This window comes from Paenibacillus gorillae (assembly GCF_000513275.1).
Classification (GTDB): Bacteria; Bacillota; Bacilli; order Paenibacillales; family Paenibacillaceae; genus Pristimantibacillus; species Pristimantibacillus gorillae.
This window is the reverse complement of sequence record NZ_CBVJ010000143.1, coordinates 37,651-60,063: the sequence shown is the minus strand read 5'-3', so window position 1 is coordinate 60,063 and position 22,413 is coordinate 37,651. Positions and strand designations below refer to the sequence as shown.

The 22,413-nt window shown below is 47.8% G+C and carries 18 protein-coding genes, 1 tRNA gene and 1 pseudogene; 14 read left to right on the top strand and 6 right to left on the bottom strand.

Going from position 1 to position 22,413, the window contains the following annotated elements:
* Positions 1-42: 42 nt before the first annotated feature.
* Positions 43-336, bottom strand: coding sequence for a hypothetical protein (locus TY10_RS27245; RefSeq protein ID WP_042171015.1), 294 nt, complete (start codon positions 334-336; stop codon positions 43-45).
* A gap of 175 nt (positions 337-511) precedes the next feature.
* On the opposite strand from TY10_RS27245, the gene motA reads away from it, so the two are divergent.
* Both motA and motB read left to right on the top strand, forming a co-directional pair.
* Positions 512-1,312 carry a flagellar motor stator protein MotA gene (motA, locus tag TY10_RS27240; RefSeq protein ID WP_042171013.1) on the top strand — a complete coding sequence of 267 codons (801 nt, stop codon included), beginning with the start codon at positions 512-514 and terminating at the stop codon, positions 1,310-1,312.
* Complete coding sequence (gene motB / locus TY10_RS27235; protein ID WP_042171010.1) at positions 1,296-2,108, top strand: flagellar motor protein MotB; 813 nt, start codon at positions 1,296-1,298, stop codon at positions 2,106-2,108. The genes motA and motB overlap by 17 nt, the downstream gene beginning before the upstream one ends.
* Positions 2,109-2,173: 65 nt before the next feature.
* Here motB and rluF read toward each other — a convergent pair whose 3' ends face one another.
* From rluF to TY10_RS27220, 3 genes are read right to left on the bottom strand one after another with little or no spacing between them, the layout of a single operon-like run.
* On the bottom strand, positions 2,174-2,884 hold the full coding sequence (gene rluF / locus TY10_RS27230; RefSeq protein ID WP_042171007.1) for a 23S rRNA pseudouridine(2604) synthase RluF: 711 nt from the start codon (positions 2,882-2,884) through the stop codon (positions 2,174-2,176).
* Positions 2,874-3,647 carry an NAD(P)H-binding protein gene (locus TY10_RS27225; protein ID WP_042171005.1) on the bottom strand — a complete coding sequence of 258 codons (774 nt, stop codon included), beginning with the start codon at positions 3,645-3,647 and terminating at the stop codon, positions 2,874-2,876. The genes rluF and TY10_RS27225 overlap by 11 nt, the downstream gene beginning before the upstream one ends.
* Before the next feature lie 50 nt (positions 3,648-3,697).
* Positions 3,698-5,575: an ATP-binding protein gene (locus TY10_RS27220; protein WP_042171003.1), complete on the bottom strand. Its 1,878-nt coding sequence runs from the start codon at positions 5,573-5,575 to the stop codon at positions 3,698-3,700.
* Between the two features lie 223 nt (positions 5,576-5,798).
* Between TY10_RS27220 and tadA the strand changes: the two genes are divergently transcribed.
* A complete protein-coding gene (tadA, locus tag TY10_RS27215; RefSeq protein WP_042171000.1) occupies positions 5,799-6,266 on the top strand; it encodes a tRNA adenosine(34) deaminase TadA in 468 nt (155 codons plus the stop codon).
* 24 nt (positions 6,267-6,290) lie between these two features.
* Here the strand turns inward: tadA and TY10_RS27210 are convergent, their stop codons facing one another.
* Together TY10_RS27210 and TY10_RS32170 are read right to left on the bottom strand one after the other, a co-directional pair.
* The gene (locus TY10_RS27210) at positions 6,291-6,500 is read right to left on the bottom strand and encodes an aspartyl-phosphate phosphatase Spo0E family protein (RefSeq protein WP_042170997.1); all 210 of its coding nucleotides are present in this window, start codon (positions 6,498-6,500) and stop codon (positions 6,291-6,293) included.
* Positions 6,501-6,954: 454 nt separating this feature from the next.
* Positions 6,955-8,696 (bottom strand): annotated as a pseudogene (locus tag TY10_RS32170) (ABC transporter ATP-binding protein).
* A 164-nt stretch (positions 8,697-8,860) separates the two neighbouring features.
* Here TY10_RS32170 and TY10_RS27200 point away from each other — a divergent pair.
* The 11 genes from TY10_RS27200 (at position 8,861) to TY10_RS27140 (ending at position 22,384) form a co-directional block, all read left to right on the top strand.
* The gene (locus tag TY10_RS27200; protein ID WP_042170993.1) at positions 8,861-10,306 is read left to right on the top strand and encodes an ABC transporter permease; all 1,446 of its coding nucleotides are present in this window, start codon (positions 8,861-8,863) and stop codon (positions 10,304-10,306) included.
* Between the two features lie 14 nt (positions 10,307-10,320).
* Positions 10,321-11,829: an ABC transporter permease gene (locus TY10_RS27195; protein WP_052350806.1), complete on the top strand. Its 1,509-nt coding sequence runs from the start codon at positions 10,321-10,323 to the stop codon at positions 11,827-11,829.
* Positions 11,830-11,964: 135 nt separating this feature from the next.
* The gene (locus tag TY10_RS27190; RefSeq protein WP_042170990.1) at positions 11,965-13,791 is read left to right on the top strand and encodes an ABC transporter substrate-binding protein; all 1,827 of its coding nucleotides are present in this window, start codon (positions 11,965-11,967) and stop codon (positions 13,789-13,791) included.
* 108 nt (positions 13,792-13,899) lie between these two features.
* Entirely contained in the window at positions 13,900-14,379 is a 480-nt protein-coding gene (locus TY10_RS27185; RefSeq protein ID WP_042170987.1) for a hypothetical protein, read from the top strand.
* Positions 14,380-14,956: 577 nt separating this feature from the next.
* A tRNA-Arg gene (locus TY10_RS27180) sits at positions 14,957-15,031 on the top strand.
* A gap of 861 nt (positions 15,032-15,892) precedes the next feature.
* A complete protein-coding gene (locus TY10_RS29285; protein ID WP_052350805.1) occupies positions 15,893-16,537 on the top strand; it encodes an ion channel in 645 nt (214 codons plus the stop codon).
* A 988-nt stretch (positions 16,538-17,525) separates the two neighbouring features.
* On the top strand, positions 17,526-17,978 hold the full coding sequence (locus TY10_RS27160) for a GNAT family N-acetyltransferase (RefSeq protein ID WP_042170980.1): 453 nt from the start codon (positions 17,526-17,528) through the stop codon (positions 17,976-17,978).
* Between the two features lie 92 nt (positions 17,979-18,070).
* Entirely contained in the window at positions 18,071-19,093 is a 1,023-nt protein-coding gene (locus TY10_RS27155) for a LacI family DNA-binding transcriptional regulator (protein ID WP_042170978.1), read from the top strand.
* 197 nt (positions 19,094-19,290) lie between these two features.
* Positions 19,291-20,628 (top strand): ABC transporter substrate-binding protein, encoded by a 1,338-nt coding sequence (locus TY10_RS27150; protein ID WP_155986067.1) that lies wholly within the window; start codon positions 19,291-19,293, stop codon positions 20,626-20,628.
* A gap of 64 nt (positions 20,629-20,692) precedes the next feature.
* Positions 20,693-21,556, top strand: coding sequence for a carbohydrate ABC transporter permease (locus TY10_RS27145; protein ID WP_042170975.1), 864 nt, complete (start codon positions 20,693-20,695; stop codon positions 21,554-21,556).
* Between the two features lie 3 nt (positions 21,557-21,559).
* On the top strand, positions 21,560-22,384 hold the full coding sequence (locus TY10_RS27140) for a carbohydrate ABC transporter permease (RefSeq protein ID WP_042170972.1): 825 nt from the start codon (positions 21,560-21,562) through the stop codon (positions 22,382-22,384).
* The last annotated feature ends 29 nt before the right edge of the window (positions 22,385-22,413 follow it).

Here is a 22,413-nt window from a genome sequence, read left to right as displayed (position 1 = left end):
CTCCTTGATTATGCCTGTTTCTAGGTCGAATTATTGAATAACTTAAACGAGCCGCACCATTCGCGTCACATTGTCACCTTGCGATACTTCTATCACATGATGCTTCGGATGATACGTAATTTCTCCTGATCCGACAGCGATAACCGGCTGCTCACCCAATCCGAAAAACACATCGTCCGCCAGCGCCTCCATCACTTCGCGCCGATCCTCTTCGCCAAGTGCCGCCCACTCCCCTGCTTCCATCTCGAAAAAGGTATAGCTGTCCTCAATCGCGCTGACCGCTTCCGTCAATTCCTTCAATATATCTGCATATTCTCTTGCATGCCTTACACCCATGCCGATAACCACCTTTATCATCGAATTTATTTGCTTACCCTATACGATCATTTTACCGCATTTTATGAATTTTAACGCGAACCTCGTAAATCATAACTTTAAGTCTAATCTCAGTAACCCCTCCTGTCGATAATAATAGTAGATAATGTCGAATACGTATTGGACGGGGTGTATCATGGAAAAATCTTCAGTATTTGGTGTAATTTTAGGAGTTATTGCAGTTTTGGTAGGGATGGTATTGAAAGGTGCCGGTCTTGGTAACTTGTATAATCCCGCAGCCTTTATGATTATTATAGTCGGAACCGTTGCTGCCGTGATGATCGCTTTCCCGTTGTCAGAGCTGTCGAAGACTGGAAAACTGTTCAAAAAAGTATTTGTAGAGCAAAAACTCATGCCGCGTGATCAATTGATTGCTAACTTCATGGAATGGGCTTCCATCACACGCCGCGAAGGCTTGCTGGCACTTGAAGCTAAAGTAGATGACATTGACGATGCATTTCTACGCAACGGTATGCGTATGATTATTGACGGTAACGATCAGGATTTCGTACGCGACGTTCTGCTCGAGGATATCTCGGCGACTGAAGATCGCCATAAAGCAGGAGCTCTTATCTTTACACAAGCAGGCACTTACGCACCTACCCTTGGTGTATTGGGCGCCGTTGTCGGTCTGGTTGCCGCATTGTCGGATATGAGCAACATGGATCACCTTGCTCACGCCATCGCGGCTGCCTTCATTGCGACGCTGCTCGGTATTTTCACAGGTTACGTGCTCTGGCACCCCATTGCCAACAAGCTGAAACGCCTCTCGAAACGGGAAATTGAGATTCGCCTTATGATGGTAGAAGGCCTGCTATCGATTCAATCCGGTGTTTCTACTATCGCAATCAGCCAGAAGCTGTCGGTATTCCTGACTCCGACCGAGCGCATTAAGTTGCGGGAGAAGGAGGAAGGCGCCGTTGAGCAGAAAGCATAAGCATGACCACGAAGAACATATTGACGAATCCTGGCTGATTCCTTACGCCGACTTGCTCACTCTTCTGCTTGCCACATTTATCGTACTGTATTCCATGAGCTCGGTGGACGTCAGAAAGTTCGAAGAGCTCAGCCAAGCATTCAACATCGCGCTCAATAGCGGAGTAGGAGTTCTTGACAATCCTTCTATTACAGAGCGTGGTCCTAAGCAAGAAGAGATTATTGTGGAGAACCCGGAAGACAAGAAGAAGAAGGAAGAGGAAGCGCGCCGCCAGGAGCTCATGAAGAAAGAGCAAGAGGATCTGGAGAAGCTGAAGAAAAGCCTCGACACTTATATTAAAAAGAACGGCTTGATGACGGATCTGGAAACGAAGCTCAATCAATCCCAGCTGATGATTACAATTAGCGACAATGCATTGTTCGCTTCCGGCAGCGCCGTTCTGAGGGATGATTCCAAGGATCTGGCATCGGCCATTTCTAAAATGCTGCAGCAATATCCGGAATATGAGATTATCGTATCCGGCCATACCGACAACGAACCGATATCCACACGGGAATTCAAATCGAACTGGGACCTCAGCTCTTCCCGCGCCATACGGTTCATGGACGTGCTGCTGCAGAATACAGGCTTGAAGCCAGAACGATTCAGCGCAATCGGTTATGGCGAGTATCGCCCAGTCACTGCCAACACTTCGGTTGAAGGAAGGGCGAAAAACCGCCGCGTAGAAGTCTCTATCATTCGGAAGTACATCGATCCGGATTCGGCCGAGCAAATTCCGGCTACTCCGAAGCAATAGTACGCATAGCCCTATACAAGGAAGGACCTTCGCAGATGATTGCGAAGGTCCTTTTTTATCATACTTTATCCCAGCGTGGCCGGCTCGTATTCCAGCGTCTGGAACAGCTCCTTCAGCTCAGGCTCAGTCAGATCGCGCCAACGGCCTGTTTGAAGTCCGCCCAGCTCAATATTCATGACGCGCAGCCGTTTCAGCTTCCGCACATGATAGCCGTAGGCCTGGCACATCCGGCGAATTTGCCGATTGCGGCCTTCCGTTAGAATAATCTTGAATACCCGGTCCGATATCCGGGTAACAACGCAAGGCAGCGTCATGCTGCCTAGTATCCTCACACCCTCCGACATTCCCTTAATGAACTCGGCGGTAACCGGACGGTCTACCGTCACGATATATTCCTTCTCATGCCGGCCCTCCGAACGTAAAATCGGATTCACGACGTCGCCGTCATTCGTTAACAGAATCAGCCCTTCAGAGTCCTTGTCCAGACGTCCAATCGGAAAGATTCGTTCCTCATGACCGATAAAGTCGACAATGTTGCCCGGAATATGAAGCTCCGTTGTACTCGTAATCCCTACAGGCTTGTTTAATGCAATGTAGACATGGCGCTTCTGCTCGCCGATTCGCTTGCCATCCACCCGTACATCATCGCTGGGCTCCGCTTGGCTTCCAAGCTGCGCCTTCGCTCCATTAATGGTTACACGGCCGCTGTCCACCAGCTTATCTGCCTCGCGTCGCGAGCAATAGCCCGTCTCGCTAATAAACTTGTTAATACGCACTTCTGTTCACCTCATGTGTATGTGCCGCCAACTGCGCGATTTTTATTGAAGGATAGATAAATATGGCTGGTTTCGCATGACCCGCTTCCAAGCTAAGTTGACCCTCCACAGCCTGCTTTGCTACAGTTCGCATGGCCTGGGCAACAGCTTCACCCTCTATAGCACGGTAGGGCCGCAGCGGACCGACCATGAGCCAGCCCAATGATTTGGACAGCGCGGCTGCTGCCGTCTCCCCAAACCTGACGGTCTGCCGGCGGCCAAGCAGCAAGGAAGGCTGGAAGAAATGTATCGTCTCAATCGGCACCGTTGCCAGCCTATCCTGCAGCAGCCCCTTTACCCTGCTATAAAAGAAAGGTGAACTGGCGGATGAGCCTATCGCCGTAATCACGAGAAAATGCTTCACGCCTGTCTGCTCCGCCCAATCGGCAAGCGACGCCGGATAATCGTAATCCACCCGGCGGAATGCCTCCTGAGAACCAGCCGCTTTAATTGTCGTGCCTAAAGCACAGTACACAACATCGGCTGACACATCTCCAAGCGCTTCCCCGAGCTGTTCAAAGTCCGCCACAATGACACGCAGCTTCGAACGGTCCCCGGCCGCTCCGGGCAAATCCAACGGTCTGCGGGCCAGCACCGTAACGGCATGACAAGATGAATCAGCCAGCAATTGCTTCACGATTGCCGAACCGACCAATCCTGTGGCTCCTGCCACCAAGCAGCTATAAGTTCCGGATTCAGAGCCCCGCCGTTCCCGATCAACCATCGTAAGCCCACCGCCATCCCGAATAATTCTGTCCGCACACTATCCAAATTCTATTGCTCCGATTCCTTCAGTATACCTTCATTCGATTGCGTATTCAAAGCCGGAAGCATAATTGTAACCGTCGTTCCTACGTTAACCTGACTTTGAATTTCCATCAGTCCTTGGTGACTGTGAATAATACGCTGGCTAATCATCATCCCAAGGCCCGTTCCGCTTTCCTTTCCAGTGAAAAACGGACTGCCGATCTTCGCAATCATATCCTCAGGAATACCGATCCCCTCGTCCGTTATCGAAATCGTAATCTGATCCTGTTTACGCGCTACATGGGCATGAATACGCCCGCCGCTTGGCATCGCTTCAATGCCGTTTTTCAACAGATTAATGAATACCTGCTTAAGCTGATTCTCCTCGCAAGAGACGAGGCAGGAGGCATCCGTCAAAGAATGGCTGAATACGACATTGTACATATGCGCTTCGCTGTCCAGCAGCGACATCACTTCCTTGAGCACGGTACGCACGTCTTTGGTTGTAAAACGTGTCGCTTGCGGCTTTGCCAGAATAAGAAACTCCCCGACAATTAAATTGATTCGATCGAGCTCCGACAACATTAAGCTAGTATGCTCCGGATTCAACCTCTTGCTCTGCTGCTGAAGCTGCAGAAAACCTCTCAGCGTCGTCAGCGGGTTGCGAATTTCATGAGCCACTCCAGCAGCAAGCTGGCCGACCGTCGTCAGCTTCTCTGAACGGCGCAGCAGATCCTCCATCCGATTACGGCTCCTCATATCTCGGGTGATGCTTGCAAAGGCCTGTACGTTGCCCTTCTCATCCCTTATAGGCGACACTGTGACGCTGACCGGAATAATCTCACCGCTCTTGGTCATTCGAACCGTCTCCTGCGCTGGCAGCACCTTGCCCGAGAGCAGCGAATTCTGAATGAGCCGCATCTCAGAACGATGCGATTCGGGCGCCAGTGTCAGACTATACCCAATCGCTTCTTCACTTTCATAGCCAAAGAGCTGTTCAAACGCCTGATTTACCTGAATAATCCGATCATCCAAATCGACTACGTGGATGGCATCACTTGTATGATTAATAAAAGATTGCAAATAATCTTTCATTCGGCGGTTATCCTCAAAAGCCTTGCGCAGCTTGTCCATGTAGATCGTAAGATTTTGCGACATGGCGTTGATCTTCAAGGAGAGCAGACTAAACTCATCCTTCCCGACCACCTTAATGACGGAATCGAACCTGCCTTGGGAAACCTCATTCACTTTCCACAAAATTTTGCGCAACGGCCGAAGCAGCCAGCCTGCCAGCAAATTGCTGCTGAACAGCACAAATATCAATATAAAAATACCGTATTGAAGAGCCGATATCCGATTAAGGCTGACCATTTGATGAAAGGTATCGCAATCATAGACCAGGCCAATTATGTACGGAAAACCTTCCACGCTATAATAGCTTTTCATATACTCGGTGCCGGAAATATCTATCTCACGGAAATGGAATGAATCGTTTGAAGCTTTCGCCAAATATAGTGCGTCCCCGCTTTCTTCCACATAAGAATAAGCGCCATAAGCAACGCCCCAGTCGGCAATCGAATGAGCGGCAGCAGCAGCTTCAGCAGGTTTCTTGGCAAACAGAGTGACTTCCAGCAATTGATCGTCCAAAACTTGCAGCATGTCGACCATGCTGTTCAGGCGCTCAGCTGAATGACTATACAAATTCCCTCCATCCGTACTTGAAATCGATTGCTCCTGATCCTCCATTATCATTTGTGCAAGGTGCTTCGAAATGGCTTGCATCTGCTCTTTTGCCGATTGCTCCATATTGCGTATCGTCGTAATTTCCTCCACAATAACTATGAAAAGGAATGCGGTCAAAATGATTAGCGTAATCAATAATGAAAACTTGATTTTGAACGACAAGAATGCGACACTTCCTTTGCATAGAATGGATTCCGGCCTCATTGTCCACAAGTTATTCACATTATCTACAATTCATCCACATAGCTGTCGAATAAGTTGTGCGTATTTTTGTGGACAACACTATAGTTATCCACAGTTTTATCCACCACATGTTAACAACAGAATATTTGTTCGAGGAATAAATACGAACATTTTATAACGATACGGAGGTACAGGTTCAATCATGATAAGAGAGCAAGAAGATCAAGCATGGATGCAATATGCCATTGAAGAAGCACGAAAGGCCGAGCAGATTGGCGAGGTGCCGATTGGCGCTATCGTCGTTAAAGACGGCGAGATTATAGGCAGAGGGTACAACTTAAGGGAGACCAAGCATGACCCTACCGCACATGCCGAGATGGTAGCGATTAGAGAAGCTTGCGAAAAAATAGGCGCTTGGCGGCTGCTCGATTGCACTCTGTATGTCACGCTGGAGCCTTGTCCAATGTGCGCAGGCGCTATCGTGCAATCCCGCATCAAGCGCGTCGTATACGGCACCGATGATCCGAAAGCAGGGTGCGCAGGCACGTTAATGAACCTGTTGCAGGAGCCCCGGTTCAATCACGAAACGGAACTGACCAGCGGCGTCCTCCAAATGGAATGTGCAACGCTGCTGACCCAGTTCTTCAGAAATCTGCGCAAGCAGAAATAAGATATAAGATTTGAGTTGGTAACCTTATTGGGAATTGCAATTTTTCTCATTACGGCGCGGCAGTGTATAAGCGATTTGATCGCGCTGCAGTTGCTGCAGTACTACGATTAATTGATCGGCCTCTTCACTAATAGCAAGAACTTCCGGGTCGGTTAAGCTGCCGCGTGCCTCTGCAATTTCATGAAGCTTCATCCGCAGCGATTGCAATTGATTAAGCAATATCGTTTTGTCCATAGCTCGCTTTGGGGCACGCTCCTTATTAGCACACTTGTCGTAATAAATGTATTATACGCTTTCTTATTTCAAGAGTTTGTAAAAACGTGTCGACAGATGAATACAATTTTTAGGCATTTTTCGACAATCACTGGTTCAATTTCCAATGTTATAGTTCAAAAATACTATCTTCTCCAGCTTTTGTCTAGCTGATTTTCCCCTGTATTTGGGTGTAGTAATGGCAACTGCCAGCCGCATTACCTATAGCAAGAAGGCGTAACGGAATTGGAAGCGCTGCAAAAATAAAACTTGCTGTTTCTAGGATGCCCGTCTATAAGCTGGAAATCTCCAGCGCAGATTCTCAAATAAAATAGGGGATGTCCCGAGGTCCATTCAGACCTTTCGGGACATCCCCTATTTTATTCGATGATGGTGCATTTTTTCGTTCCGTCGCACCTCGCTCTTCTGTTTCCGGTTAAGCTCCTCCGGCTACCGCTACCCAGTGCCCCTTCGATACTTCCAAGAAACTCGACTGCTCAAGCCCATATGGATCGGCCTTCGATGCTTCTGTACTTACAATGAGCTTCTTGCGTGACTCGATCTTCGGATCTGGAACCGGAATCGCCGCGAGCAGCGTCTTCGTATAGTCATGGAGCGGATTCGCATACAGCTCCTCGCTCTCCGCCAGCTCTACGATCTTGCCTTTGTACATGACGGCCACACGGTCGCTAATATGCTTCACCATGGACAAGTCATGGGCAATGAACATGTAGGTCAAACCAAGGCGCTGCTGCAGCTCTTCAAGCAGCTTCACGATCTGCGCCTGTATGGACACGTCCAAAGCCGACAACGGTTCATCACAGACGATAAACTCCGGCTCAACGGCAAGCGTCCGCGCAATCCCGATCCGCTGTCTCTGCCCGCCCGAGAACTCATGCGGGTATCGCATGGCGTGAGATGCGTTAAGCCCAACCATGTCGAGCAGCTCCTCGATCCGCTTCTGGCGTACCTCCTTACCGGAGGACATGCCGTGCACGTCCAACGCCTCGCCGATAATGTCCGCCACACGCAGCCTCGGATTCAGCGACGCGTATGGATCCTGGAAGATCATCCCCATATGACGGCGCATCCGCTTCATTTCCCCGCGGTTCAATTGCTGGAGCGGAATGCCGCGATAGAGCACCTCTCCTCCCGTCACTTCATTCAAGCGGAGGATGGAGCGGCCTGTCGTCGACTTGCCGCTTCCCGATTCGCCTACAATACCCAGTGTCTCTCCTGCGCGAATATCGAAGCTAATATTGTTGACTGCCTTCAAGATTTGACCCTTGCCCAGATCAAAATGCTGTCTTAGCGACTTGACCTGCAGCAGCGGCACATCGCCTTCAGCGCGTTTCACAAGCGGCACCGGTTTCGGCTTCTTCTTCTCATCCAGCCGAGGCAAAGCGTTCAGCAGCTTGACGGTATACGGGTGCTGCGGATTCGCGAACAGCTCCTCCGTCGTTCCCGTCTCTACAATCTCCCCGTCCTTCATGACGACGACACGGTCGCACATCCCGGCTACAACGCCCAGGTCATGCGTAATTAATATAATAGAAGTGCCCAGTTCCTTCTGAAGCACCTTCATTTGGTTCAAAATTTGCGCTTGGATCGTCACGTCGAGTGCTGTTGTAGGTTCATCTGCAATAAGCAGCGACGGCCGGCATGCTAACGCAATTGCGATCATAACACGCTGGCGCATCCCTCCGGAGAACTCATGCGGATACTGGGAATAACGCGTCTCGGCGTTCGGGATACCGACCATCCTCAACATCTCAATGGCCTCGCCCCTCGCCTCCGATCTGCCCATTTTGCGGTGCTTAATGAGGCTCTCCTCAATCTGCTTACCGATTCGCATCGTCGGATTAAGCGAAGACATCGGGTCCTGGAAGATCATGCCGATCTCCTTGCCGCGGATCGCCTCCATTTCCGCGTCGCTTTTGTCCGCCAGATTTTTTGCCTTGGAACAGCACTTCCCCGCCCTTCACCATAGAAGGCGGAGACGGCAATAGACGCATAATCGTACGCGCCGTTACGCTCTTGCCGCTGCCGGATTCGCCGACGATGCCAAGCGTCTCTCCCTTGCGAACCTCGAAGCTTACATTTCGAACGGCCTCTACTTCCTTGTCTCTCGCAAAAAAATGAAACCGATAATTGATTAACCTGAAGCAATGCATTCATGATGTCACCTTTTTTTATATATTTTTACGAATTTGTTCAACTCTTCGCGGTCAGAATGAAAATATATATGAGAAAATAGAATGAAACTTGACTTTTATCTACCCTTAAAATAAAATCTACTATATCTATCGGAATAATGCAATTAAAAAAGGAGCGAATATAGATTGACTGGCGATGCTGCTGCAACGGGATACGGCTTCACAGATCGTATTGCCGCCATCTATCGTAAAATGTATATCAACCCCGCCTACCGGCTGCTGTTACTTCTGCTTGGGGCACCAATTACACTAATTGTATTCGGGGTTTATCAATATCGCAAATCTGCAGACGGCTCTCGCAGACAAGCGGAAGAACTGAGAGCCAGCCTGATTGCCTCCGGCAGCAAAGAACGGCTATTAGAGGAAGCGAAGGATCAACTGAGACGCAAGCATGCTTTCTTCGGACAGACGGTCTCAGCGGAGCAACTGAACCGCGAAGCGGAACGATTGGCTTCGGCCAAGTTCGAGGCTCATGTTCAAGAACGACTTCATGATGGAGCCTTGAGCGGCGACTACAAGCAAAACCTGAATTTTGCCGAAACGTTCCACTCTCTGATAGGCAATCCATTATTCTTCGCCCTCTCGTGGCTGCTCGGATTGCCGATGTACGTACTAATGGCGGTGTATGCCAGCGCTTATGCCAAATACATCGCAGAACGGCTGTTCATGACGCTGTTCGTTATTTTGGGCGTCGCGTTCGTTGTTTTCACGATTCTGTACATTTCACCCATGAGTCCTGCCGCCAATATTCTCGGCGAGACGGCGACGGATGAGCAAATCGCGGCCTTCAATCATCTATACGGACTGGACCAGCCTTACCTGGTGCAGTTATGGAATACACTTAAGGGCATTTTCACATTCGATCTGGGGCGCTCTTTCTCCGGCAACGAGAACGTGACCGTGTCCATCGCAAATAAATTCCCGGTTACGTTGACGCTCACGGTTATCTCCACCTTGATCGCCGTATTGATCGCGCTGCCGATTGGCATTATTTCGGCCACTAGGCCGAACTCGTTTTTCGACTATACCTTTATGTTCATCGCACTGCTCGGATTATCGATTCCGAACTTTTGGCAAGGTCTTATCTTTATCCTGAATTTCTCGATAAAATGGTCCTTGCTCCCGGCTACGTATAGCCCGAACAACTGGCTGTCAGCGATCATGCCGATCATCGTGCTTGGCACGGGATTAACCGCTGCCGTAGCCCGGATGACAAGATCTTCGACGCTTGAAGTTATTCATGAGGATTACATTATTACTGCCCGGGCAAAGGGACTTGCTCGCAGAACTGTGCTGTGGAAGCATGCAGTAGGCAACGCACTTATTCCGATTATTACCGTGATCGGCCTTCAATTCGGAGCCATGCTCGGCGGAGCTGCGGTTACGGAGAAGGTATTCAACATTAGCGGTATCGGCAGCTTTATTGTAGACAAGCAATTTATACCCGACATCCCGAGTATTATGGGCGGCGTCGTCTATACAGCCATTACCATCTCGATCATCAACGTTATCGTTGACTTGATGTACGCATTCTTTGATCCGCGAATTCGTTCCAAGATGAAACAATACTAAAGCAGGTGCAACTCGTGACGAATCCAGCTAGTACAAAACAAGAAATAAACTTTCGGCTGAAATCAGCCTCTGAATATGGACAAGCCAGCTTTGCAGGCATCGTATCGCTGGGGCTGGCCCTAGTGTTCCTTCTTAATAGCTACTCGGCAGCGGCAGGCGCGTTCAAGCCGGCTGTGCTGGCCTTCAGCATCGCCTACTTTGTCTTTGCCGGCTTGCAGCTTGCAGTATGGGCGCTCATTCGCAGCAACCTGATCCGAAAGGGCGAAATCACTGCCGCAACGAGAGGTCTGGGATATGTACTCCTGTTGAGCTTGTTGACCGCCAATATTTTCATAGCCGCTGTAGCTTTCCAGCTCATCAAGCGGAAGAAAACCGCCGCTTATACGTTAGCCGTCTATACGCTGATGACAACCTTACTCGTATTCGCGGTCTCGGCGCTTAACCTGTTTAAGCCTTACGTATCGGACAATTTCCTGATTGGCATGGTTCTGTTGCTTTTATCAGCAGCGGTACAATTAATCTCCCTGCTGCTCGTCGGTAAATTCGCAAATGGAACCCTGCTGCCAGCATGGATGTGGCCCGTCGCTTTGTTATTAATTGTAACCTCCGTATCCGGCAACCTGTTTGCCTTGTTCCTTGGCCTGCTGCTAATCGGCAAGCTTCGGGACAAAGGCTACACGGCCGGGTCCAAGCTTAATGACATCGTCGACCGGTTATCCAGAAGCTCAACCTCCATGCTGGGTTTGCTGTTTATTCTGTTCCTGCTTACCGTATCTGTCACAAGCTATTTGACCTTCGATTACGGAATGGCCATCGACAACAATTACAGCGCGATCTTCCAGCCGCCGAGCCTCGAATACCCGCTCGGCACGGACAACTTCGGCCGTGACTTGTTCTCAAGAATCGTATTCGGAGCGCGCATCTCGCTTGTCGTAGGCTTATTGTCTACCTTGATTCCGGTACTGATCGGCGGCGCGCTTGGCGCGATATCCGGTTATTACGGCCGTCAAGCGGACAACATCATTATGCGTGCGCTCGATATCTTGTACTCGATTCCTGGTATTCTGCTGGCCATCGCTATTATCGCTGCCTTCGGTGCCAGCACAACCAACCTGATTATTGCACTCAGTGTTGGCGCCATTCCGACATACGCCCGTACGATGAGGGCGAACGTCATGCTGGTATCCACGCTCGAATATGTGCAAGCCGCGCGTGCCTTTGGTTCCGGCGATATGAAAATCTTGTTCAAGCATATCGTGCCGAATTCCTTGGCGCCGATGATCGTCAAATCCACCCTTACAATCGGAACGGCCGTCATCTCAACGAGCAGCTTAAGCTTCCTCGGACTGGGCGTGGAGCCGCATATTCCGGAGTGGGGCAATATATTGAAGCTAGGCAGCGCGTATTTGGAGACCCACTCCTATACCGCTATCTATCCGGGTCTAGCCATTATCGGCCTGGTGCTGTCATTCAACTTCCTTGGCGACGGCTTGCGCGATGCGCTTGATCCGAAGCTGGATTAGCTTTTACCCAAAAGCAGCATCTACCTTAAGTAACCTCATTCATATTCTATCTACATCTACGTTTCGAAACCATGAATGGACGATGAATGAATGTGAGTTAACTATAAATAAACATCTTTTCAGGAGGGGAACATCATGAAAAACAAAGGTAAATTCGCAGCCATTCTGCTCAGCTTGACCATTATGATCAGCGGCTGCTCGCTTACAACCAAGAAAGACGTTTCGGAATCCCCGAAACCAACTGAAGGCACTGCCGTCGTTGACAGCAATCCCGTAGACATCGAGGTGCTCGGCATGAGCGCCAACGAGGCCGATCTTAATATTATCCGCGATCAGCTGTCCAAAAACGGCTTCAACGTTAAGCTGAACGTACAAGCTGACTACAGCAGCTACAAAGCACAGCAGGATGCAGGCAACTTCGACGTCTCGCTGTCCGGCTGGACTACTGTAACAGGCAACCCGGACTACGCAGTTCGCTCACTCTTTAAAACTGGCGGCGACTACAGCATCATGTCCGACTCGGAAATCGATGCGCTTATTGACCAAGCAGCTTCCCAGACGCCTGAGCAATTTGCAGCTACGTACAAAGATTTCGAGCAAAAGCTTGTTTTCGACAAAGCCTATATCGTTCCGCTGTACAGCTCGCTCAAAGCACAAGCTTTCAACAAAGACGTGCTGAATCCGGCTTCCGTACGCCTCTCCAAATCCCGTTCGCTCCCTTGGGAAGAGCTGGACTTCAACGACGTATCGAAACGCAGCAAAGACGCACTGGTGCTTCAATCCACCATGCCTACACTGACGTCGCTTGACCCGATCAAAGGCAACGACGGTTCCATCAACATCATTAATACGAACCAATACGTTCGTCTGGTTAATCTTACAGATGATGATAAAATCACATCTGCCGGTTCCCTGTCGCGCAACCATGCGATTGCGGAAGGCAACTCCGACTACTACTTCGTCCTGAGAGATGACATCAACTTTGCCCAAATCAAGGACAAGCTGGCTGTCGATACAGGCGAACGCGTAGGCGCAGACGACGTTATCTTCTCGCTGGACCGTGCGAAGGACAAAAACTCCGTACCTGACCACCGTACATTTACTTTGCACGAGCACATTAAATCTGCTGAAGTCGTAACGGACCTTGCCGCACTTGATGCAATCAAAGTATCCGGCGGTGATTCCACAGTTAAAGCTGCTCTGGAAAAAGGTCTGGATTCGAAAATTTCCGAGCTTGTATCCGACAAGACGCAAGCAAACAACGCATCGGGCAAATATCAAGTTGTGAAGCTGACGACAACGACACCTTTCCCGCAAGTGCTGAACTACCTGGCACATCAATCGGCTGGTATCGTATCCAAGAAACAAGTTGAAAAAATCAACACTTATGACGTTGCAAAATTCGATCCGAACAAAGATATTCCTTACGGCGACCAAAACACCGTAACGGAAGGCAGCGCGTACAACAACACGCTGTATACAAGCGGTCCTTACATCCTGTCGTACAAAAACGATTACGATGCCATCTTCTACAAAAACCCGGCCTACATGAAAGGCACGGAGCATGAGCCTAAAATCAACAACATCAAAATCCGCTTCATCAAAGATGCAGACAGCTCGTTGTCCGCACTTCGCAGCGGCGAGATTCACCTGTACTACGGCGTTTCCGAGACGAAGTTCGATATCGTAAAGGGCGATGCTAAGCTTTCGCTCCAGACGCTTCCGAGCAACGCGGTAACGTACCTGCTGTTCAACACGAAGAACCGTCCAGTTGCAGAAAGCGCGGATCTGCGCAAAGCTGTGCTGTACTCCCTGAACCAAGAAGACTTCATCACTTACTATGGCGGCAACAAATTCAAAGCGACATCTACGCTTACCCCTATGGTAAATACAGGTCTTGAACTGAAAGCTGATGCAGCGAAAGCGAATGAATTCCTGAACGCTTACAAAGCAAGCAAATAAGCAGCTAGGCATAGATAAGAGACGCCCCCCGGCCGAGTCGATTGGCCGGGAGCGTCTCTTTCACATAGGGGAACCTATTATTTTATTCGAAAATAAGGAGTGATCATCATGTCTCATACGAATGAAAACAAAGCTAAACTGTCGCAATGGGATGCCCTGCAGCTGGAGTCGCTCAAATCGCTGGGCTGGACAGGAGAGCAAATCATTGAACGCGTGAACAGCGGCGATCTGCCGCAAGATGACAGCAAGTTCAAGTTCGACTATGCCGGTCTGAAGACTTTGGCGTCTGAGGAGCCAGCAGTGTTGAAAGATGCCGTGGAGAACGGCTATCAGATCAAATACAATACGATTCGCGGCATTCATAGCTGGATCTTGGTCGCACTTCAGCAAGATGCGGAGCTCGTCCTCGAACCGGACTCGGAAATCGTTATCGCATCGCTGACGGAAGCTGAGGCATCTCAGCTCGCGTCTGTGCTTTCGTTCGGCTGGGGATTGGAAGCTGAGGGCGGCGCTGTGGCCGATGCTGACGGGCGATCATCTTACCGCGTTGCGCCTGCGCAGCGGTATAATGAGCTTTTTGGGAAGTAAAGCTAGAGTTACAATCCTCTATTGAGGAAGGAAATGCACCCTGTAGAATGATCATTGGGTTAACCAATGGGATTCTAAAGGGTGCAGCCCCTTAAATGTGCTTACTCAAACTCACGGCCAACTCTTCGGGGCTATCCGTTTCCGATAAGACCTTCAAAAGGCCTTATCACGACTATATGGCACGTTCCCCTCTTACTTAAGACCCTGGAAATACCTTAACTAAAGCCGATAGCCATTTAAATCGAGGATTTTGGCCATTCTCTGGTTAGTTAAGGCCCGGCAGGGCCTTTAATGTATCTTTCACGTACTCCCCTTCTATACTTAACGCCCTTTGAGACCTTTAAGAACACTAGAAGCGGACGGATGAAAGTTGAACAGAAAGCTGCGCTAGCTCGCTACAGTTGAGTTGCACCCTAAAAGCTCCCATGTTAAAATAATACTTGCTGCGCGCCCGTAGCTCAGCAGGATTGAGCGACAGCATTGAAACAACAATTGGGCTCGAACAGCTCTGTGAGCAGAGATTGGTGGATGCAAATTTTTAGGCCTCATTCAACTTTTGTCATATTTTTACTTTCACGGCTCCGTAGCTCAACGGATAGAGCAACCCTCTCCTAAAGGGTAGATGTCAGTTCGATTCTGGCCGGGGCCGCCATTTTCAAACATTTCAGAACCGTACAATAATTGTGCGGTTCTTTTGTTTTTTGTTGTTGTGTTCGTGGGATTAAATAGCTGGGGGTCAGCCCCCTGGAATTTAGGTGTAAATCCGCCGCCTGTTGAAATAGACCATGATGTATCTAAAGATGATCTATTTCAAATTGACCATCGGTTAGCGCTCTGTGTTGATCTTGTATAGCTTTCTTTACTGGGAAATCAATTACTACATATACGCCCGCCATTCGCCCCAGCTCGACGATTCCTGCCGAAGCACGGCCAAATCAAACCCCCTTTGCAGTCTCCTCCTCAATGTCAGCCCAAATTACATTCAAATGCTCCAGCAAGTCCCAAGTGCAACACGATCGGCCGTGAACGCTTGTACTTAAAGGCGAGTTCTTCCTCCTCACAATCTAGAAAGGCAGTTATTCTTCGGAAACTCGTTAGCTCTGCCAGGGTGCGTACTATCGCAATATTATAAAGAAGCAACAGTGACAGGAGGGCATCGGATGGGGAACTCGGGGAATCAAAGCATTGGAAAGTGTAGGTATGGATCTAGTGGCAGCGACCGAGGGCTTGCTTCCTCGTGACATGCTAGATTTCGGTGAATTGATGGTGAAGTTTGGCAGGAGTGATTTCCTTCGATTCCCACCGCGCCATACAATGGGAGCGTTCATGGCTCGTATTGTACACTGGAGGATAGCAGAAACTTGTAATGTTATGGAAAGTAGGCGTTACTCTAAGTCTATTATCCTATACATAAGACAGATAGCGTGATATAGTCGATTTGAATAACTTGAAATCTTATCCAATAGAAGATGTAAGCTTCATAAATACTACAATTTTAGGGAGATTAATATATATGCAAGATAAAATAATTGGTTTGCTTTCAATTATAGGTATTTTTGCAATACTGTATTTATTTAAACTGATTAGTAAATTTATTAGTAGTAGAGCAATCGTTTTTTCACCAGTAGTCATGCTTTTAATGATTTATTTAATAGAGCGCATTAGTCATGTTTTTTCGATATTAACCAATGGAAACTTGGACTATATTCTTCTTTTCTTTAGTTTATTGGTTTCCACAGTTTATGTTGGATTCTTGTTTGAAAAAATTGCCGAGTCCTCCGAAAATAACGATACCGTTTCTGCATTAATAAAAATTGCAACAATGATTTTTTCAAGTTGCCTCTATTTTTCTTTGGTATACCTTATGCTTTATGAGATTGACCATCAAGCTTTTAAAGGGGATGTAGGAAATGATCTTTTGAGTCAATTGGTTTCTTTTATTTATTTTAGTGTGGTTACATTTACTACGGTAGGGTATGGAGATATCAACCCAATTTCTAATAGTGCCCGATTAACGGTTCTTCTACAAATTGCATTAAGCTATATTACAGTAGTATATGCAATATCTTCATTTACTGTTTTTAAAGATCGATTCAAGATACAATCACCTTTTGCAATAAATAAAAAAAATGAAGAAGCCGATAATCCTGACATCTAATTAATACATCGAAGAGTTAGCTTGAAATATCTTTTCTTTTTAATGATAAAATATGCACTAATTAATATAAAATTAAATGCTAATCTTCAGATTCATTTATTGAAAGGGTGATTTCATGAAATCGGAAGTTGATTATCGTTATAATAAATCCCTTAAGTTGTTAAAATATGAGTTAACAAAAGAAGAGCTAATATCACTTATTTTGTTCTTCAAAAGTAACAGAGTCCTGATATATTCTGAAATAGATAATGATAAGTTTAATTATAACACTACTGATATTGAATCATTTATTAGTGAACTTCGATCATCGAAATCTCTAATAAATCTCAACTTTTTATTATGTGACGAAGATTCATGTATTGAATTTGAATATTCCACGCTAAAGGTTATAAAGAATAATTGCCGAATAAAAATTCATTCGAACACTATAAGTAGCCTCGATCTTCTAGAAGCGGTGACTATTAACGAATTAAAGAAATATAAAAATGATGTACGGACTTTAGTTTTTAAAGTCATATCTATTTTTCTATCTGTTAGTATTTTTATATCAATGTTCCTTCAATTTTTTACGGTCGACAACCTTAATAGTGAATTTAAATTTAACTCCTCATTTTTCTTCGATGCAATAACAGTTGCAATTATTCCCCTACTACTTGGAATGTCATTATATCATTCAGCCGTGCCAACACTGAGATTAAAGAATAATGAAAAACTTAATGGTATAAAGACTTATATAAAGACTGACTATAGGTCAATTATTAAAGATGTAATAATTGCCATTATTTTTTGGTAATAGGTAAATTGATTAGTTAAACAATATGAATTGAATTGATTTATAATTCTAATAGCAGTCAGACATAGCAAACTTAATACAAAAATGATCTTTAACCCCCATCTTACACCTTTTCAATAAAAGGCTTAGTTATACGAACCTTATAAAATAACATTCAAGAGCAACAGAACATGCGCAATCAAGGAGTGAACCACCATGCATTTCCGAAAAGCACAGGAAACCGACCTGCCCGCTATTGTCCGCATGCTTGCGGACGACGAGCTCGGCTCGCAGCGCGAGCGCTTTGAAGACCCGCTTCCCGCTATTTACCACGAAGCCTTTGCCGCCATGGAGGCGCAGACCGGCAATCAGATCATTCTAGCCATCGACGAAGAAGCTATTATTGGATGCCTCCAACTAGTGATTATACCCGGCCTAGCCCGGCAAGGCATGCTGCGTGCTCAAATCGAAGGAGTGCGGGTCGACGGCAGCTACCGGGGAAAAGGGGTAGGCGAAGCTTTGTTCAAAGAAGCAATCGCCATTGCCAAGTCTGCCGGATGCGGGCTTGTACAACTGACAACGGACAAACAGCGTGGGGACGCTCATCGTTTCTACGACCGCCTTGGGTTTGTCGCCAGCCATGAGGGTATGAAACTCATTCTTGGATAGAGGAAAAGCCTCATCTCAACAATTAGGTTGACAATCCCCTGTGAATATTTAAAGATAATATTAAACGTTTAAATTTTTCAAGGGGGACAATCATGAAGGCTACCATTAAGGATGTCGCTAGAGAAGCCAAAGTATCTATCGCTACTGTCTCCAACGTCATTAACGGCAAGGATATCGTAAAGAAAGAGACGAAGGAAAAGGTTGCTCGGGTCATTGAAAAGCTGAACTACGTTCCGGATCAAGCCGCCAGAACGATGATCCGGAAGAAGACCAACACAATCGGTATGGTCGTCCCTTCCCTTTCCAATGAATTCTGGGGTTCTCTCGCCGGCAACATACAAAGACAGTTGCTTAACTTCGGCTACACCCTGCTTATTTTAACGACTGAATCCGATCCTAAGGTGGAACAAATTTCGTTGAATACGCTCAAGGAGCGCAATGTCGACGGCGTTATTATCGCCTCTCTTGGCCTTGGAAGCAAAGCGGACAAACGCTATGTTGAGGCGCTGCTGGAGTGGGGGATTCCGCTCGTTTCCTTCCACCCTTACGAGAAGAAGCTGACGACTGTATGGGGAGACTACATGGCTAGCTCCATGGAGGTAGTCGATCATCTGATTTCGCTGGGCCATACGAAGATCGCTTATATCGGGTCTTATTTGAGCGGCATTGAACGGGAGCTTGGCTACCGTAATTCGCTGATGCTGAATAGAATCCCTGTTGATGAACGGCTTATGATCAGCGGCCAGGAAGAGAAATTTGAGTTCTTCAGCCAATACGGCTATGACTGCGCCAAGAAGCTGTGCAAGGATAAGGTAGAATTCACTGCGATTTTTTGCTCCAACGATCTGATTGCGATCGGCGCGATCAAAGCCTTTGAGGATATGGGCATGCATGTTCCATCAGACAAAGCTGTTGTTGGATTCGATGACATTAATATGGCCAGCCTGTACCGTCCTGCTCTAACGACCGTCAGACAGCCGATTACCGAGATGGCGAGCTCTGCCGTTACCATTCTAATTGAGCAAATCGAGAAGCCGGATACCGATCATTTTGCGAAAACAGTCACATTCCCTATGAAGCTGATTATTCGAGAAAGCAGCGGCGCCCAAATCTAATATTGACAGATGGGTGCCGATAAGCTATTCTTCAAAATATAAACGTTTCAATTTTATTTATAGTTGTAAGCGTTTTAACATGTTATTCTAATTATAATTAAACGTTTTATATTATTTGAAGGTGGTGATGACAGACCCGTCTTACGGCTACGAAATCGGCAAGAGGCTACTACGAACATAAATAGGGGTGAATGTAAATGTCTAAAAGAATGTCGAAGAAATGGTTGACGGTTTTGTTCATTATCGTAATTGCTTTTTCTGTAACCGCTTGCAGCAAGGGTGGTAACAGTGAACCGCAGACAAACGGCTCCAAGCCGGGAAGCGGCACTGCAGAGAAGCCCGTTGAAATTAATTTTTGGGATATGGTCTGGGGTCCTCCATCCTATGTGGAGGAAGCGCAAAAGCTGGTTGAACAATTCAACAGCGAGCATCCGACGATTAAAGTGACCTACCAGTCTACGCCATGGAACAACTGGTACCAGACCTTCACGACCGCCATCGCAGCAGGTGCTCCGCCGGATATTAGCACAGGCGCAGGCTATCAAGCGTTCCAGTTCACGGACAATGATGCCATCCTTCCCATTGATGATGTCGTTGAAGAGCTGAGAAGTGAAGGCAAGCTGGATGATTTCGTGCCAGGCAGTGTCGAGGCGCTTAAGTATAACGGACATTATGTCGCTTTCCCGTGGATGATCGACATCCGGGTTCCTTTTTACCGCAAGGATGTTTTCCAAGAGGCTGGCATTACCGAGCTTCCGAAGACATGGGACGAGCTGAGAGCTGACTTGAAGAAAATCAACGGCAACGGCAAATACGGCCTTGTACTGCCGGGCAATGACCCGAACTTGGGCCTTCAAGCGCTCTTCTCCCTTATGCTGAACAACGGCGGCGGCATCTTCACACCAGACAAGAAAGTTGATCTGTTGAATGAACGTAACGTTGAGGCGGCTCAATTCTTGGCCGATATCGTTAGTGACGGCTCTGTCAATCCAGCTATGCTGGGCTTCAACGGCGACAGCGGCGTCAAGGAATTCGGCGCCGGACGCGGCGGTGTGTTCATTCACACCCCAAGCTTGCCGGACAGCTTCCCGGAACTTGCGGATAAAATCGGCGTGTTGGAGCCGCTCGCTGGACCGCATGGCGATAAAGCTACGCTCGGCTGGGTTAACAACATCATGATCTATAAAGCGACCAAGCACCCGGATGAAGCGAAAACCTTCCTTAAGTGGTGGTCCGAGAACAACAAGACACTCTGGACAGTAGGTAAGCAAGGCGGATTCCCGGTTAAACAATCCTTCACTCAAGATCCTTACTGGCAGAACAATCCGATTCTCAAGCTGATTGCCGACAAATACCTTGGCATTATGAAAACAACGGGCTTCCAAGCTCCTGGCGGATTCCCTGAGCTGAACGAAATTGAGGGCGACGGAACAACGCTGACGATGATTCAGAAGCTGATGTCCGGTAAACCTGTCAAAGAATCGATGGAAGAAACCGCCAAGAAATACGAGACAATCATGGGCAACAAAAAATGATGACTTGGATGCGGGGAGCGCCATACGGCGCCTCCTCCCGCATTCGGGAAAGTGAGTGACATCCATGAAAGAACAAGGCGTGAAGTGGCTGCAGCTTCGCATGCTCGGCCCGGCAATCCTATTTATATCCCTTGTCAGTCTGTATCCTTTCATCTCCGGTATTATCTATAGTCTGAAAGACGGCTCCTTGCTGGATTCCGGCTCCTTCGTCGGCTTCGCGAATTTTGCGGAGATATTCCGGATGAGTGAATTTTGGAAAGCCTTCACCTTCAGCATCGGATTTACGATCTGCTCCGTTCTCGGCAGCTATGTGGTCGGACTGTTCCTCGCCATGCTGCTCAATATGAACATTCCCGGCAGAGGCATTTTCCGGGTAGCCTTGCTCGTGCCTTGGGTCGTATCCTCCATCGTCTCGATGGTCGGCTGGCGCTCGATGATTGGAGATCAGACCGCACTAGTTAATACTGTCATTCAAGCGTTTGGCTTCGAACCGATTCTATTCCTTAGCTCGGAAAAATGGGCCGTATTCTCCGTTATCATGGTCAAAATCTGGAGAAGCTTCCCGTTCATGATGGTCTCCCTGCTGGCAACCTTACAGACGATTAACAACGATATGTACGAAGCGGCGAGCATTGACGGGGCCGGCAAATGGCGGACTTTTGTCAGCATTACGCTGCCGCAGCTCAAGACTGCAACCTTCGTAAGCTGGATTCTGATGAGCATTTGGAGCTTCAATGACTTTGACGTCCTGTGGCTGCTGACATCTGGCGGACCGCTTGATGCTACTCAAAACCTGATTATTATGAGCTATAAATATGCCTTTATCAAAAGCTCAACCGGCATCGGCTCCGCACTCGGCATTCTGAGCTTGATCGTTCTGCTGGCTCTTGCACTGATTCTAATGAGAGTCCAGAAGAAGGAGGATTAGACGATGATTAAAAAACCGCTAATTGCTCTTGTATTCCTCTTTTTGCTGGTCATATCCATTGTCGTGAACCTGCCCGTCATCACAATGGTGCTGAATTCCTTCAAATCGAATACAGAAATTATGACCTCGACACAGGTGATGCCGCAGCAATGGACCATGGAAAATTATCTGTTTGTCAATGACAAATCTGCCTTCTGGCAGCAGTTTATCAATAGCATTATAGTTACTTCTCTTACCGTTGTGGCAACTATCCTGATTGGCGCTCTGGCCGGGTATGCGATCTCACGCTTCCGTACAAGGCTGACGGGCTCCTTCTCTGTCGTACTGCTGCTGCTTCAAATGTTTCCGTTCGTGCTGGTCATGCTGCCGCTGTTCCTGGCGTTCCGTTCGCTGCATCTGATCGATACTCTGACGGGGGTCATCCTGATCCAAACTTCGATTAGTCTGCCGGTGTCCGTCCTCATGTTCAGAGGATTCTTCGACTCCATCCCGGGCGAAATTGAGGAAGCGGCCTGGATGGACGGCTGCAACCGCTGGAGTACCTTCACCCGAATTGTGCTCCCGATCTCAGGTCCGGGCATTGCGGCCGTATCGATCTTTACGATTCTGCTGTCCTGGAACGACTATATCATTCCGAACATCTTCATTAAGAAAGAAAGCCTGATGACCTTGCCGCTTGGACTGCAAATGTTCATGCAGCAGAACGCCACGCAGTGGGGCGGACTGACGGCTGCAGCAACACTGTCGGCATTGCCTATATTGATCTTCCTGTTATTCGTACAAAAATATATCGCTTATGGCGCGGCCTCCGGCTCAGTCAAAGGCTAATACTTGAAACATATAAGGAGAGAAACTCG